Annotated in this window: 12 protein-coding genes; 7 read left to right on the top strand and 5 right to left on the bottom strand. The window is 68.1% G+C overall.

What is annotated here, in order from left to right; translation table 11 throughout:
• Window positions 1-134 precede the first annotated feature (134 nt).
• Window positions 135-785, top strand: a complete 651-nt coding sequence (locus MQH10_RS23155; RefSeq protein ID WP_242566350.1) for an alpha/beta hydrolase — start codon at window positions 135-137, stop codon at window positions 783-785.
• Between the two features lie 156 nt (window positions 786-941).
• Here MQH10_RS23155 and MQH10_RS23150 read toward each other — a convergent pair whose 3' ends face one another.
• Both MQH10_RS23150 and MQH10_RS23145 read right to left on the bottom strand, forming a co-directional pair.
• Entirely contained in the window at window positions 942-2,141 is a 1,200-nt protein-coding gene (locus MQH10_RS23150; protein WP_242566349.1) for an exo-beta-N-acetylmuramidase NamZ family protein, read from the bottom strand.
• Window positions 2,138-2,689, bottom strand: a complete 552-nt coding sequence (locus MQH10_RS23145) for a DOMON-like domain-containing protein (RefSeq protein ID WP_242566348.1) — start codon at window positions 2,687-2,689, stop codon at window positions 2,138-2,140. The genes MQH10_RS23150 and MQH10_RS23145 overlap by 4 nt, the downstream gene beginning before the upstream one ends.
• A 244-nt stretch (window positions 2,690-2,933) precedes the next feature.
• Here MQH10_RS23145 and tyrS point away from each other — a divergent pair, with 244 nt between their 5' ends.
• The 5 genes from tyrS (at window position 2,934) to MQH10_RS23120 (ending at window position 7,234) form a co-directional block, all read left to right on the top strand.
• Window positions 2,934-4,238, top strand: coding sequence for a tyrosine--tRNA ligase (gene tyrS / locus MQH10_RS23140; protein WP_242566347.1), 1,305 nt, complete (start codon window positions 2,934-2,936; stop codon window positions 4,236-4,238).
• Between the two features lie 89 nt (window positions 4,239-4,327).
• Window positions 4,328-4,789: a peroxiredoxin gene (locus MQH10_RS23135; RefSeq protein WP_242566346.1), complete on the top strand. Its 462-nt coding sequence runs from the start codon at window positions 4,328-4,330 to the stop codon at window positions 4,787-4,789.
• Window positions 4,790-5,079: 290 nt separating this feature from the next.
• On the top strand, window positions 5,080-6,243 hold the full coding sequence (locus tag MQH10_RS23130) for a peptidoglycan DD-metalloendopeptidase family protein (RefSeq protein WP_242566345.1): 1,164 nt from the start codon (window positions 5,080-5,082) through the stop codon (window positions 6,241-6,243).
• On the top strand, window positions 6,224-6,718 hold the full coding sequence (locus MQH10_RS23125) for a bactofilin family protein (RefSeq protein WP_242566344.1): 495 nt from the start codon (window positions 6,224-6,226) through the stop codon (window positions 6,716-6,718). The genes MQH10_RS23130 and MQH10_RS23125 overlap by 20 nt, the downstream gene beginning before the upstream one ends.
• 72 nt (window positions 6,719-6,790) lie before the next feature.
• Window positions 6,791-7,234, top strand: a complete 444-nt coding sequence (locus MQH10_RS23120) for a DUF805 domain-containing protein (protein ID WP_242566343.1) — start codon at window positions 6,791-6,793, stop codon at window positions 7,232-7,234.
• A gap of 9 nt (window positions 7,235-7,243) precedes the next feature.
• On the opposite strand, the gene prfB is transcribed toward MQH10_RS23120, so the two are convergent.
• The 3 genes from prfB to MQH10_RS23105 form a co-directional block, all read right to left on the bottom strand.
• Window positions 7,244-8,357 (bottom strand): peptide chain release factor 2 gene (gene prfB / locus MQH10_RS23115; RefSeq protein WP_242566342.1). Its coding sequence is split into 2 segments (ribosomal slippage): window positions 7,244-8,287 and window positions 8,289-8,357, totalling 1,113 coding nucleotides; the frame shifts between segments, so codons are not numbered across the junction.
• Window positions 8,358-8,406: 49 nt separating this feature from the next.
• The gene (locus MQH10_RS23110) at window positions 8,407-10,770 is read right to left on the bottom strand and encodes a penicillin-binding protein 1A (RefSeq protein WP_242566341.1); all 2,364 of its coding nucleotides are present in this window, start codon (window positions 10,768-10,770) and stop codon (window positions 8,407-8,409) included.
• Window positions 10,771-10,876: 106 nt separating this feature from the next.
• Window positions 10,877-12,061 (bottom strand): N-acetylmuramoyl-L-alanine amidase family protein, encoded by a 1,185-nt coding sequence (locus MQH10_RS23105; protein ID WP_242566340.1) that lies wholly within the window; start codon window positions 12,059-12,061, stop codon window positions 10,877-10,879.
• Between the two features lie 434 nt (window positions 12,062-12,495).
• Between MQH10_RS23105 and MQH10_RS23100 the strand changes: the two genes are divergently transcribed.
• Window positions 12,496-14,429 (top strand): Rne/Rng family ribonuclease (locus tag MQH10_RS23100; protein WP_242566339.1); only part of this gene is annotated, 1,934 nt, incomplete at its 3' end.

The raw sequence follows: 14,429 nt of genomic DNA, 5'->3' as shown, positions 1-14,429 counted from the left end.
CGAGCATCCGGGGAACCCCTTGTGCTAATAGCCGCCGCCTTGCGCAGGCGTCGGCCGGAGCGGGACCGGATGGTCGCGATCTAGGAAGACCCAGCGCATTAGTCAACTATTGGCGACGCGAATAAGAGGGTGGCATGCCTGAGGTGGTTCTGACCGGTGCGGCGGGGCGGATCGAAGGTCGATATTCGGCGGGCAAGACGGAGACGGCGCCGATCGCGCTGATCCTGCACCCGCACCCGAAGGCGGGCGGCCAGATGAACCATCCGGTCGCGGTGCAGCTGTTTCACCTGTTCATGAAGCGCGGCTTCTCGGTGCTGCGGTTCAATTTCCGCGGCGTGGGCCGCAGCCAGGGCGAATTCGATTCCGGCATCGGCGAACTGGCCGATGCGGCGACGGCGCTGGACTGGCTGCAGTCGACCAACCCGGCCGCCTCGCAGTGCTGGGTCGCCGGCTTTGACTTCGGCGCCTGGGTGGGCATGCAGCTGCTGATGCGCCGGCCGGAGACCGACGGCTTCATCTCGGTCTCGCCGCCGACCAACATGTACGACTTCTCGTTCCTGGCCCCCTGCCCGGCCTCGGGTCTGATGCTGCATGGCTCAGCTGACACCGTGACCCCGCCGGTCGAGGTCGAGCGCGTGGTCTCCAAGCTGCGCACCCAGAAGGGCATCGTCATCGATCATGAGGTCGTGGACGGCGCCACCCACTTCTGGGCCGAGCACCTGCCCGAAGTCGAACGCCGCGTCGGCGCCTATCTCGACAAGCGCCTGGAAGCGAACCCGGCCTAGCCGCGCCCTTAAGCCCTCGCCCCGCGTCGCGGGGAGAGGGTTTGGGTGAGGGGGTCTTGCTGACCCCCCGCATTCCCTGATCCGCACAAAGACGCACCGCTTCGCGGCGCGCCCCTCACCCTGCCCTCTCCCCGCAAGCGGGGCGAGGGAAGTGACTCAGTACATCAGGAACGGCCGGCGTTCTTCGACCCAGGCCTGTTCATCGGGAACGGTGACCGCGTCGAGATCCGCCGCGGTCGAGGCCGGATCATCGACCCATTCGCGCAGGCCCGGACCGCCATTGATCACGTCGATGGCCAGCTTTCCGAACTCGTACTCATAGGGAAAATCCCGCCACAGCTCATAGTCGGGATAGAGCCGGCGGATGGCCTTGAAGGCGAGCGCCTGGATGCGCCAGGGCTTGAAGGCCGCGTGGTCGTAGCCGGTCTCGGTGTGGATCTGCACGCCATTGCACTGTTTGCCGACATGCTTGTGGAAGGTCGGCTCGAACCAGCATTCCCGCAGGATGCAGCCTTCCAGCCACTGCGGCGCGAAGGCCCGCATCTCGGCGACGACGGCCCGCGCATCAATGTCGGGGGCGCCGAACAGCTCCAGCGGCCGCGTGGTGCCGCGTCCCTCGGACAGGGTCGCCCCCTCCAGCATCACCGTGCCGGGATAGGCCCGGGCCATCCAGAGATTGGGGGCGTTGGGGCTGGGATTGACCCAGGTCCGCTCGCCCAGCGGCCAGCCAAACCCGGGGCCTTCGTCGGGCCGGTAGTCCTCCATCTCGATCACCCGGTAGGGAACCTTGAGGTCGAAGGTCTTGATGAACCAGTGGCCGAGTTCGCCGAGCGTCAGGCCGTGACGCATGGGGATGGCGCCGGCCCCGACGAAGCTCTCCCAGCCGGGGCGCAGGGTCAGGCCCTCTACGGGGCGGCCGACCGGATTGGGGCGGTCGAGCACCCAGACTTCCTTGCCCTCGGCGGCGGCGGCCTCGAGCATGTAGAGCAGGGTCGTGACAAAGGTGTAGATGCGGCAGCCCAGGTCCTGCAGGTCGATCAGCACCACGTCGAAGGTGCTCATCATCTGCCCCGTCGGGCGGCGCACCTCGCCATAGAGGCTGAACACCGGCACGCCGTGGACGGGATCATTGAAGTCCGGGGACTCCATCATGTTGTCCTGCTTGTCGCCGCGCATGCCGTGCTGCGGGCCGAAGGCGGCGGTGACGTTGAGGTCCGGGCAGGCGCAGAGCGCGTCCAGCGCATGGGTCAGGTCCGCCGTGACCGAGGCGGGATGGGCCACCAGGGCGACGCGGCGGCCGGCCAGGGGCGCGCGCAGCTGCGGGTCCGCGAGAAGTCGATCTAGGCCAAATTTCATGCGCGCTCTGTCGGGGTCACAAGTTGGATGAAGCCGGCCTCGTGGTGGAAGTCCGCCCGGCCCGGTGGATGGGCCAGGGCCCAGTAGGATTTCGCCCCGTCCCTCTGCTCGATCACTGCGGTGAGCGCCAGTCGCCAGTCGGCCTGGGGCGACAGGTCCGCCAGCTGATCCAGGGCCAGGGTCGCGGTCAGGACGCAGGCGTCCGCCCCCGCCGTAAAGCCGACGGCCGGCGCCGCGATCTCCGCCGCCGCCATGGCCGCGCGATAGCCGCTGAACCGGTAGGCCGCCCACTGGGTCGAGGGCGAAAGGTTGAATTCGTAATAGCCGGGATCGCCCGCCTCGCCGACAAAGGCCTCCAGGCAGGTGTGACGCCACAGCTCGTCGGTGCGCTCGCCCAGCGCCGGAGCCGGCAGCAGGAGGTCGGAGATCGCCCCCCGCACCTCATAGGCCAGGGCCAGGCGGCCGGGCGCCGGCCAGCTGATCGTCGCCTCGACGCCCGTCACGGCCGCGCCCTGCGAGTCCGGATGTCTGAGCAACGCAAGACGCATGCGGCCATGCTAGCGGCGCCTCGCCCCGAGGTGGAGCCTAATTCGCCGCGCCAGGCGCAAAGCTTGACGGGAGCCAGGCCCGCCCGCTAGCTAGCCCCATGATCGCCGCCGCGCCCCGCACCTGCGCCTATTACCGCCGCTCCTAGAGCCGGCGCGGACGAACCCTTGCGCCACCCTCACCCGGTCGGCGCCGTTCCCCCGCAAGGAAGCCACGGTTTCCGGCCTATCGCCGGAACCTGACCCCATGCCTCTCGATCATCCTGACGACCCCGTGCTAGAGCCCCGCTCCATGACCGACGCGCCCCAATTCACCTCCGCGTTCCTGCGCACCATGCAGGCCCGCGGCTACATCCATCAGATCACCCATCCGACCGAGCTGGACGAGGCGGCGACCAAGGGACCGATCACGGCCTATATCGGCTTCGACGCCACGGCCGCGAGCCTGCACGTCGGCCACCTGATCCAGATCATGATGCTGCGGCGCCTGCAGCAGTCGGGTCACAAGCCGATCGTGCTGATGGGCGGCGGAACCACCAAGGTCGGCGACCCGACCGACAAGGACGGTCAGCGCCCCCTGCTCACCCACGAGCAGATCCAGGGCAACATCTCCACCATCCGCGGGACGTTCGAGAAGTTCCTGACCTTCGGCGACGGCCCCACCGACGCGATCATGGTCGACAATGACGAGTGGCTGTCGAAGTTCGGCTATGTCGAGTTCCTGCGGAACTACGGCGTGCACTTCACGGTCAACCGCATGCTGGCCTTCGACAGCGTCAAGGCCAGGCTCGACCGCGAGCAGCCGATGACGTTCCTCGAGTTCAACTACATGCTGATGCAGTCGGTGGACTTCCTGGAGCTGGAGCGGAAGTTCGGCTGCGTCCTGCAGATGGGCGGCTCCGACCAGTGGGGCAATATCGTCAACGGGGTGGAGTTGATCCGCCGGGTCGACCAGAAGCCCTCCTTCGGCCTGACCACCCCCCTGCTCTCGACCGCTTCCGGCCAGAAGATGGGCAAGACCGTCGGCGGCGCCGTCTGGCTGAACGCCGACATGCGCTCGCCTTACGACTACTGGCAGTTCTGGCGGAACACCGAGGACGCCGACGTCGCGCGGTTCATGAAGCTGTTCACCGACATCCCCCTGGACGAGGTCGAGCGCTACGCCGCCATGCAGGGCGCCGAGATCAACGAGGCCAAGAAGGTGCTGGCCAACGCCGCCACCACCCTGCTGCACGGGGCCGAGGCCGCCGCCACCGCCGAAGCCGCCGCCCGCGCGGCCTTCGAGGAGGGCGCGCTCTCGGCCGACCTGCCGACCCACGAGGTGCCGGCGGCGGAGCTTGAGGCAGGCATCGTCCTGGCGGCCCTGGCCGCCGACGCCGGCCTGGCCGGATCCCGCGGCGAGGCCCGGCGCCTGGCCCAGGGCGGCGGCCTGAGGGTCAATGACAAGGCCGAGGCCGACGCCAACCGCACCATCACCTCCGCCGACCTCGAAGGCGGGGTCGTCAAGCTGGCGGCGGGCAAGAAGAAGATCGTGCTGGTCAAGCCGGTCTGAGACATCCCCCCCGCCCCCTCGTGGGGCGGGAGGGCTTGCTCCTCCGCGTCGCGCGACCTAACTGCAGCTCAGCTGTGATGGAGACGACGATGAGCGTGGAAGCCGGAACCAAGGCGCCGGAATTCGAACTGGCCGGCGTCGACGGGCCGATCCGCTCGGCGGACTTCGCCGGCAAGCCCTACGTCATCTATTTCTACCCCAAGGACGACACGACCGGCTGCACCCGCGAGGCCCAGGATTTCTCCGCCCTGGCCGGGGATTTTGGCGCGGCGGGTGTCACCGTTTTGGGGGTGTCGAAGGACTCGGTCGCCAGTCACAGGAAGTTTACCGCCAAGTACGGGCTGACCATCCCCCTCGGCTCCGATCCCGAGGGCGCGGTCATTGAGCGCTTCGGCTCCTGGGTCGAGAAGAGCATGTACGGCCGCCAGTACATGGGCATCGACCGCTCGACCTTCCTGGTCGACGCGAAGGGGACCATCGTCCGCGTGTGGCGCAAGGTGAAGACACCCGGCCACGCGGCCGAGGTGCTCAAGGCCGCGCAATCCCTTTAAGGCTAAGCTTTCCGCGGCTGCGACCGTGCGCCGCGCCCGGGATCGGAGCGCTGGGGCGCCACCCGAACGCACGTTCTGGCTGTTGTACATATGTCGCGTCGCCGCCGATTGTGGCCGTCGCGACCCCTTGAATTCATTAGACGCCTAGCGTCGCCATTTACGCTTCGATAACCGTTCTCGTTAACAGTCGAGGGGCGAACGTCGCGGGCTCCCTCCTGGCGCGAAGGGCCTTGCGCGGCCCCGCATTCTCATTGCATATCGCCGGAGCCTTAAGTTCCGTTTCCGATGCGGTGAGCATGACACGCTTTGCGCGCCTTCGCCGATCGCTCGAAGAGCTCTTCCCCGAACGCCACCTCTATGTCCGCTCCGGCGGCGAGATGCGCGCCTTCGTCCTGACGACCGGAAAGCAGCTGATGGCTGCGGGCGTCGTGGCGGCCTGCGCCCTGTGGATGGGGATCTGCACGGCGGCCATGATGGTCAACGCCATGGCGCTCTCGGCGACCGACCAGGAAATCGCCCGCACCCAGGCGAAATACGAACGCTGGATCGCCGACCGTCAGGCCCGCCTGAACAGCGCCGTCGCCCAGCTGAACGCCACCAACGGCTCCATCGACGACGTCGCCCTGACCATCGAGAAGCGCCATGCGGCGCTGGCGATGCTGCTGACCGACATCAAGGGCGAGCCGGGCGTGGTCCAGGCGCTCGGCCCGACCATCCGCCGCGCCAGCGTCGCGCCGGCCGGCGCCAGCCCCATGCGCCGGATCGAGCTGGTCCGCGCCAGCCAGGAGCGGCTGATCGACGCCGCCGACAACTTCGCCCGCGGCCGGGCCGACCGCCTGCGCCTGGCCTTCCGTCTGGCCGGCCTGACCCCCTCCTCCTACATGCCCAAGGGCGGCGCCCTGGGCGGCCCGCTGATCGAGGCCAAGGATCCCCGTGCGCTGGCCGCCGTGCTCGACGTGGATGAGGGTTTCGCCGAGCGCATCCAGCACGCGGCGACCAATCTGTCGGAGGCGTCATCGCTCTCCGACGCCGCCCAGAAGCTGCCCTTCGCCCGGCCGACCAACCACACCGGGACCTCCAGCGGCTTCGGCGTGCGCTTCGATCCCTTCACGGGGCATCCGGCCTTCCATTCGGGCCTGGATTTCGTCGGCGGCTTCGGCGTGCCGATCTATGTGACCGCGCCCGGCGTGGTGTCCTTCACCGGCGTCCGTTCCGGCTATGGAAACACCATCGAGGTGGACCACGGCGGCGGCTTCAAGACCCGCTACGCCCACCTCCAGGCGATCGGCGTCCAGGTCGGCCAAAGGGTCGCCGTGGGCCAACGCATCGGGGCCATGGGCTCCACCGGCCGCTCAACGGGGCCGCATCTTCATTACGAGGTCTGGGTCAACGGACGCGCCCAGAACCCGGACCGCTTTGTGAAAGCCGGCGATTATGTTCAGCAAGCAAGCTAAGCCCCCCGCCAAGCCCCCCGTGAAGTTCGATGCGCCGCCGGCGCCCCTGCCCGCCGATCCGGCGGCGGCGCGCAAGGCTGCGCCCAAGCCCGCCTCGCTGATCTCGGAAAACCTGGTCATCGAGGGCGGCGTCACCGGCGAGGGCGAGGTCCAGATCGACGGCGTGGTGCGCGGCGACGTGCGGGTCGGCAAGCTGACCGTCGGCGAGACCGGCCACATCGAGGGCAATGTCTACGCCGAGGCCGTGGAGGCCCGCGGCCGGATCATCGGCGCCATCACCTCCAAGCAGGTCCGCCTCTATGGCACCGCCTATATCGACGGCGACATCACCCATGAGCAGCTGGCCATGGAAACCGGCGCCTTCTTCCAGGGCCGCAGCCTGAAGTTCCAGCGCCCCGTCGCGCCCCAGGGCCAGCCCGCCCCGACCCCGGTCGCCGCCCAAGGCGGCGCGCCGCCGGCGCCCCGGCCCGTCTAGGGTCGTTGACGGGCGTCATTGCGCCCGCGCCAACCTGGCCTAGAGTGACTTCGATCAGATCGAGGTCACGCCATGCCGTTGATGTTCGAACCCTTGCGGAAATACGCCGACTTCCAGGGCCGCGCGAGCCGCGGCGAGTACTGGCAGTTCGTCCTGTTCCTGGTCCTGGTCCACCTCGCCGTGATGATCGTCGGCGGGGGCGGCGGATTCTGGTTCGGCATGTGGGGCTGGGGATGGGGGCATCACCACTATCACCACATGTGGGGCAACCCGTTCTCCGGGCTCGTCCACCTGGGCTACTTCGTCTTCTGCCTCTATGTGCTGATCCCCAGCCTGGCGGTCGCCGTCCGACGCCTGCACGACACCGATCGCTCCGCCTGGTGGCTGCTCGTGGGGATGATCCCCTTCTTCGGGCAACTGATCCTGCTGATCTTCATGATCCTGGAGGGCACGCGCGGCGCCAACCGCTTCGGACCTGACCCGGGATATGCCGAAGACCCGGCGGCGGCCATCTAGGCCCCGCCTCTAGCCTTCCCGCGTCACGCCCACCCGCTGCGCCAGGCTCGCGCCCATGAAGGCGTCGAGATCGCCGTCGAGCACGCCTTGAGTGTCTGACGTCTCCACATTGGTCCGCAGGTCCTTGACCATCTGATAGGGCTGCAGGACGTAGGAGCGGATCTGGTGGCCCCAGCCGATGTCGGTCTTCTGGTCTTCCAGCGCCTGGGCGGCGGCCTCGCGCTTCTGCAGCTCCAGCTCATAGAGGCGCGCACGCAGCATCTTCCACGCTTCCTCGCGGTTCTGGTGCTGTGAGCGGCCCATCTGGCAGGCCACGGCCACCCCGGTCGGAATGTGGGTCAGGCGCACGGCGGAGTCGGTCTTGTTGATGTGCTGGCCGCCCGCGCCCGAGGCGCGATAGGTGTCGGTGCGCACGTCGGACGGATTGATGTCGATGACGATGGCGTCGTCGACGACCGGATAGACCCACACCGAGGCGAAGCTCGTGTGGCGCTTGGCGGCGGCGTCGAAGGGCGAGATGCGCACCAGGCGGTGCACCCCGGCCTCGGTCTTCAGCCAGCCATAGGCGTTGGGCCCCTTGATCTGCAGGGTGACCGACTTGATGCCCGCCTGTTCACCGGGGGTCTCTTCCAGGAAGTCGACGGTCATGCCGTGCTGCTGGGCCCAGCGGGTGTACATGCGCAGCAGCATGCCGGCCCAGTCGCAGGACTCGGTGCCACCGGCCCCGGAATTGATTTCCACGAAGGCGTCGTTGCCGTCGGCCTCGCCGGACAGCAGGGCCTCGAGCTCGGCGCGGGCGGCGCGCTCCTTGATCGCCTTCAGCTGGGCGCGGGCCTCGTCGAGGCTGGCCTCGTCGCCCTCCTCGTCGGCCATCTCGGCATAGCCGAGCGCGTCCTCCAGATCCCGCTCCAGGCCGCGCACGGCTTCCACCGAGGCGGACAGTCGGGTGCGCTCGCGCATCAGGGCCTGGGCGGCCGTGGCGTCGTCCCACAACGTCGGGTCCTCGACCCGGGCGTTCAGCTCATCGAGTTTTCGAAGGGCAGGTTCCCAGTCAAAGACGCCTCCTGAGCAGTTCGATCGACTGCTCGATGTCGGCCTTGGCAGCCTCGACATCCGCTCTCATGGGACTCTCCGGTAACGCGTAAGGGCGGGGACTTAAGGCGCGCCGCGCCCTAGTACAAGCCGTTCATGTCGTCCTGCTTCTTGGCCGGCGCGGCCGCAGGGGCGGTCGGCGGCAGCTGGTTCGCAGGCACGAAGTTGTAGGGCACGGGCCCGGCGGGCAGCAGACCGGTGTCCACCACCTTGGGCTCGGTGCCGGGCCGGAAGGCCTCGCGGATGCCGCGGACCATGGCGAACTTGGCGTTCTTGGGCGCCTTGAAGTCGTCCTTGGGCAGGTCCTTGGCCGCGGTCTGCATGAACTCGGTGAAGATCGGGGCGGCGTCGACGGTGCCGGTCTCCCCTTCCCCGAGGCTGCGGTTGTCGTCGAAGCCGACGAACACCCCGGCGACGATCTGCGGGGTGAAGCCGACGAACCAGGCCGAGCGGTATTCATTGGTCGTACCGGTCTTGCCGCCCACCGGCCGGCCCAGCACCGAGACCGAGGTCGCCGTGCCGCGCTGGACAACGCCCTGCAGCATTGAGGTGATCTGATAGGCGGTGATCGGGTCGAACATCTGGTCGCCGGTCGGATTGATCCGCGGGCTCTCGTCGCCGTTGAAGCCCGTGCCGCAGCGCGGGCAGTCGCGCTTGTCGGCGCGGAAGATGGTCTTGCCCTGGCCGTCCTGGACGACCTCGATCAGGTGCGGCTCGATCTTGCGGCCGCCATTGACGAAGGAGGCGTAGGCCGCCGTCAACTTGAAGGGCGTGGTCTCGCCGGCGCCCAGGGCCATGGCCAGGACCGGCTGCATGTCGCGCACGACCCCCAGCTTGATCGCCAGGTCGCGGATCTTCTGCATGCCGACGCCCTGGGCCAGGCGCACGGTCATGGCGTTGCGCGACAGCTCCAAGCCCTTGCGCAGCTGCAGGGCGCCATAGAACTTCTTGTTGTAGTTCTCCGGCGACCAGTCGGTCCCGTCATTGCCCTTCAGCGTGATGGGCGAGTCCATGACGATGCTGGCCGGCGTGTAGCCATTCTCCAGCGCCGTCGCATAGACGATCGGCTTGAAGGACGAGCCCGGCTGCCGCATCGCCTGGGTGGCGCGGTTGAAGTTGGACAGCGAGAACGAATAGCCCCCGACCATGGCCAGCACCCGGCCGGAGTTGGGCTCCATCGCAACGATCGCCCCGTTCACCGCCGGCACCTGGCGCAGATGGAAGCCGCCGGTGTCCGCCGGTTCGACGAAGATCAGGTCGCCGACATTCAGTCCCTTGCCGGCCTTGGCCCAGGCCACGTCCTCGCCGATCAGCGAGCCGGTCTGGCCGGTCTCGGCGACCTTGACCCGCACCCCGCCGCTGACCTCGGTGACCACGGCGGCGCGCCAGGCGCGACGTTCGGCCGGGCCCTGGGCCTTCTTGGCGACCGCTTCCCAGCCGGGCTGGATGGTCACGTGGCCCCAGGCCCCGCGCCAGCCGTGGCGGCGGTCGTAGGTCTCCAGGCCGTGCATCAGGGCCACCCGCGCCGCCGTCTGCATGGCGGGGTCGAGGGTGGTGCGCATGTAGTAGCCGCCCTCGTTCAGGCGGGGACCGAGGGTCGCGAGACCGCGGCGACGCACCTCTTCCACGAAGAAGTCGGCGTCGCGATACTTGGCGCGGCTGGGGGCGAGCTGGACCTTGAGGTCCTCCTTCATCGCCTTCTCGGCGTCCGCCTTGGACACCCAGCCCAGTTCGGCCATCTGGCCGAGGATCCAGTTCCGCCGGGCGATCGCCTGGGCCTTGCGGCGGATCGGATGATAATTGTCCGGCCCCTTGGGCAGGGCGGCCAGATAGGCGCATTCGGCCAGGCTGAGGTCGGAGATCGACTTGCCGAAATAGTTGTAGGCCGCTGCGCCGACGCCGAACGACCGATAGCCCAGCCAGATCTCGTTCAGATAGAGCTCGAGGATCTGTTCCTTATTGAGCGTCTGCTCCAGCCGGCGGGCGAGGATCGCCTCCTTCAGCTTGCGGCCGACGGTCGCGTCGCTGGTCAGAAGGACGTTCTTGGCGACCTGCTGGGTGATGGTGGAGCCGCCCTCCAGCCGCTTGCCGCGCACCGCATTGAGCACGTTCTTGCCCATGGCGCGCGCCAGGCCGGCCGCGTCCACGCCGCCATGCTGGAAGAAGGAATGGTCCTCGGCCGCCAGGAAGGCCTGGGCCAGCTGGGGCGGGATGTTGTCGTAAGGCACGAAGATCCGCCGCTCGCGGCTGAACTCGCCGATCAGGGTGCCGTCCCAGGCATAGGCGCGCGTGGCCGTCGGCGGGCGATAGTCCACCAGATCACTGGCGTCGGGCATGTCGTGGAACAGCCACGCGGCATAGATGGCGATGGCCAGGCCGGCCACGGCGATAGCGCTGAGCACCGTGACGCCGGCGACCGCGACCCATCTTTCCGGGGGGTTCAAGACTGACAGACCTCCGCGGGGGCCCACTTCCCGCACGATCTTCGTCTAGAGCGCGTTTCGAGAAAGGGGAAGTCGATTCCCGCAGAGGGCCACGCAGGCCCCCGCCTCAGCGCGCGGCCAGCCGGGTCTCTTGCGCGAAATAGGCGTCGATGGAGTCGGCCACCGCGTTCATCATCTTCCCGCGACCGCCCGGGTCGCGCAGGAAGGACTCGTCGTCGGGATTGTTGACGAAGCCCATCTCCAGCAGCACGGCCGGCACGTCGGGGGCCAGCAGCACGGCCAGGCCCGCCTCGCGGTGGCTGCGGCGCAGGAGCTTGATGTCGCTGTCGCTGATCCGGTCGAGCAGCATCTCGGCGAAGCTGGCGGAGCGGTTCTTGGTGGCGCGCTGGGTCAGGTCGAACAGGATGCCGGACACCCCGCGGTCGCCCTGCAGGCTGGCCTTCATGAACCAGTCGTCCTTGGACACCAGCTTGGCGGAGCGGCTCACGGCGCGGTCGGCCAGGGTGTAGACGCTGGCGCCGCGGTTCTCGGTGTTGGGACCGGAATCGGCGTGCAGCGAGATGAACAGGTCGGCGCCGGCCCGGCGGGCGATCGGCACCCGGTTCTCCAGAGGCACATAGACGTCCGAATCACGGGTCATCACCACGCGATAGCGGCCCGAGCGCTCCAGCCGCGCCTTCAGCGCCAGGGCCGCGGCCAGGGTGACATCCTTTTCGTAGCCGGTCGCGCCGATGGCGCCGGGGTCCTTGCCCCCGTGGCCGGCGTCAATGACCACGATCTTCTTCAGGGCCAGCGGCGGCGGCCGCATGGGCATGGGCTGGGAGATCAGGGTGACCCCGTCGGGCCGCGTCACGGACGGCGGCCTCGTCGGCGCGGCCTCGGAGGCGAGGTCGATCACATAGCGATAGGTGGCCGCGCCGTCAGCCGGCGGCAGCAGGAAGCGACGCTTGATCACCGCGTCGCCCGACAGGTCCACCTTGAGGCGCGCGCCGGTGGCGGTGCGGTCGATGACCCAGGCGCCGACCAGGCCCTGGCCCCCGCCCTGCAAGGCGGAATCGACGTTGACGCCCGGCAGGCTGAGGATCAGGCGGTGGTCCTCGGCCCCGTCGGCGATCACCTTGCCGGTGGCCGAACGGTCGAGATCGATGACGATGCGGGTCTCGGCGCGGTCGCCGCCCAGGCGCACCTTGAGCACGCCGCCGCCCGCGGCCGAAGCCTGGGACACAGCGGCCACGGCGACGCAAAGCGTCCCGGCGATCAAGGCCGCCAGGCCACGCTTTCCACTCCGCATTACAAGGCCGCCAACCCGCGACAGCATACTGAAACCCACCGACCCACTCGATTATCGTATTTGGGACTTCACTATAGACCCAAAGCGGGTAGACAAACGGTTAAGCGCGCCGTCAGAGCGCGGCCTTTCCTTTTCCGCCCCTTTGTTGCAATGTCGCCCCGCGTGTGATCGCCCACGGCTTCGCCAGGGCGCCGTCCGCGCAAAACAGCCTGCGTCGGCTACCGACTTTTCGGCCACCACGCATCATCCGATCCGCGCTCGCAATCCTTCGAGCGCGCCTGGGAAACACACTATGGGCAGCGCCGCTCGAGCCATATTCCGGCCTAGCACCGCCCGCGTCGTCTTCGACGCGACCGGCGGATGCGCGCGCGCCCTCCTGACAAATAGGCGGCGCCCGGCCAGCGGGTTCGCGGCGCGCCACGGAGATTCACTTTATGACGAAGAAGATGCTTATCGACGCCGCGCACGCAGAAGAGACGCGTGTGGTGGTGGTCGACGGGAACCGGGTTGAAGAATTCGATTTCGAAAGTCAGAACCGCAAGCAACTTAGAGGCAATATCTATCTGGCGAAGGTGACGCGCGTGGAGCCCTCGCTCCAGGCCGCCTTCATCGAATACGGCGGGAACCGTCACGGCTTCCTGGCCTTCAACGAAATCCATCCAGATTACTACCAGATCCCGGTCGCGGATCGTGAAGCTCTCATGCGCGAAGAGGCCGAGGAGGACGACGAGCCTCACGAGGCCCGCGCCCGGTCGAACGGCGACGACGAGGACGAGGACGATCACGTCGATGACGACGATGACGTCATGGAGGAGGAAGTCGCCCGGCGCCGCCGGCGGCTGATGCGCAAGTACAAGATCCAGGAAGTGATCCGCCGCCGGCAGATCATGCTGGTTCAGGTCGTCAAGGAAGAGCGCGGCAACAAGGGCGCGGCGCTCACCACCTATCTGTCGCTCGCCGGCCGCTACGGCGTCTTGATGCCCAACACCGCCCGCGGCGGCGGCATCAGCCGCAAGATCACCACCATCACCGACCGCAAGCGCCTGAAGGGCGTGGTCCAGAGCCTGGACGTGCCGGAAGGCATGGGTCTGATCGTGCGCACGGCCGGCGCCAAGCGCACCAAGGCCGAGATCAAGCGCGACTACGAATATCTGCTGCGCCTGTGGGAGAACATTCGCGACACCACCCTGCATTCGGTGGCGCCGGCGCTGATCTATGAGGAAGAGGACCTGGTCAAACGGACCATCCGCGACCTCTACGACAAGGACATCGACGAGGTCTGGGTCGAGGGCGAGGCCGGCTTCAAGGAAGCCCGCGACTTCATGCGCATGCTGATGCCGTCGCAGGCCAAGAAGGTTCAGGCCTATCGCGAGCCGACCCCTCTGTTCGTGAAGCACAAGATCGAGGACCACCTCAGCCAGATCTATACGCCGACCGTGCCCCTGCGCTCCGGCGGCTATCTGGTGATCAACCAGACCGAGGCCCTGGTGGCCGTCGACGTGAACTCCGGCCGCGCCACCCGCGAGCGGAACATCGAGGCGACCGCGCTCAAGACCAATATGGAAGCGGCCGAAGAGACCGCCCGCCAGCTGCGTCTGCGCGACCTCGCCGGCCTGATCGTCATCGACTTCATCGACATGGATGAGTCGAAGAACAACCGGGCGGTCGAGAAGAAGCTGAAGGACGCCCTGAAGGACGACCGCGCCCGCATCCAGATGGGCAAGATCTCGACCTTCGGCCTGATGGAGATCAGCCGCCAGCGCCGCCGCAGCGGCGTGCTGGAAGGCACGACCCATGTCTGCGAACACTGCGCCGGCACCGGCCGGGTCCGTTCGGTGGAGTCCAGCGCGCTGGCCGCCCTGCGCGCCATCGAGATGGAAGCCCTGAAGGGCGGCGGCGAGGCCACCCTCAAGGTGCCGCGCGCCGTCGGCCTCTATATTCTCAACGAGAAGCGCAACCACCTGGCGCGGATCCACGAGACGCTCGGCCTGTTCGTCACCATCCTGATCGACGACGTCCTGGCTCACTCCGATCACGAGATCGAGCGGACCGCCAGCGAGCCGCGTCCCGAGCACGCGATCATCGCCCGTCAGAAGCCGCTGGAGGCCTACGCCCCCGCCGACGACGACTTCGATGACTCCGCCTATGAGGACGAGGACGAAGACGAAGAGGACATCGTCAGCGAGGACAGCGACGACGAGGATGAGGACGAGGACGACGACCGTCCGGTTCGCGCCTCCGGCCGCGCCCCCGCCGCCGATGCGCCCGCCTCGGATGACGACGAGGAAGGCGATCGCGGCGCCCGTCGCGGACGCCGTCGCCGCCGTCGCGGACGCCGCGGGGACGAACCACGCGCCGCCGAGGAGCC

This window comes from Phenylobacterium aquaticum, from assembly GCF_022695515.1.
GTDB lineage: Bacteria > Pseudomonadota > Alphaproteobacteria > Caulobacterales > Caulobacteraceae > Phenylobacterium > Phenylobacterium aquaticum.
This window is presented reverse-complemented; position numbering and strand designations above follow the sequence as displayed.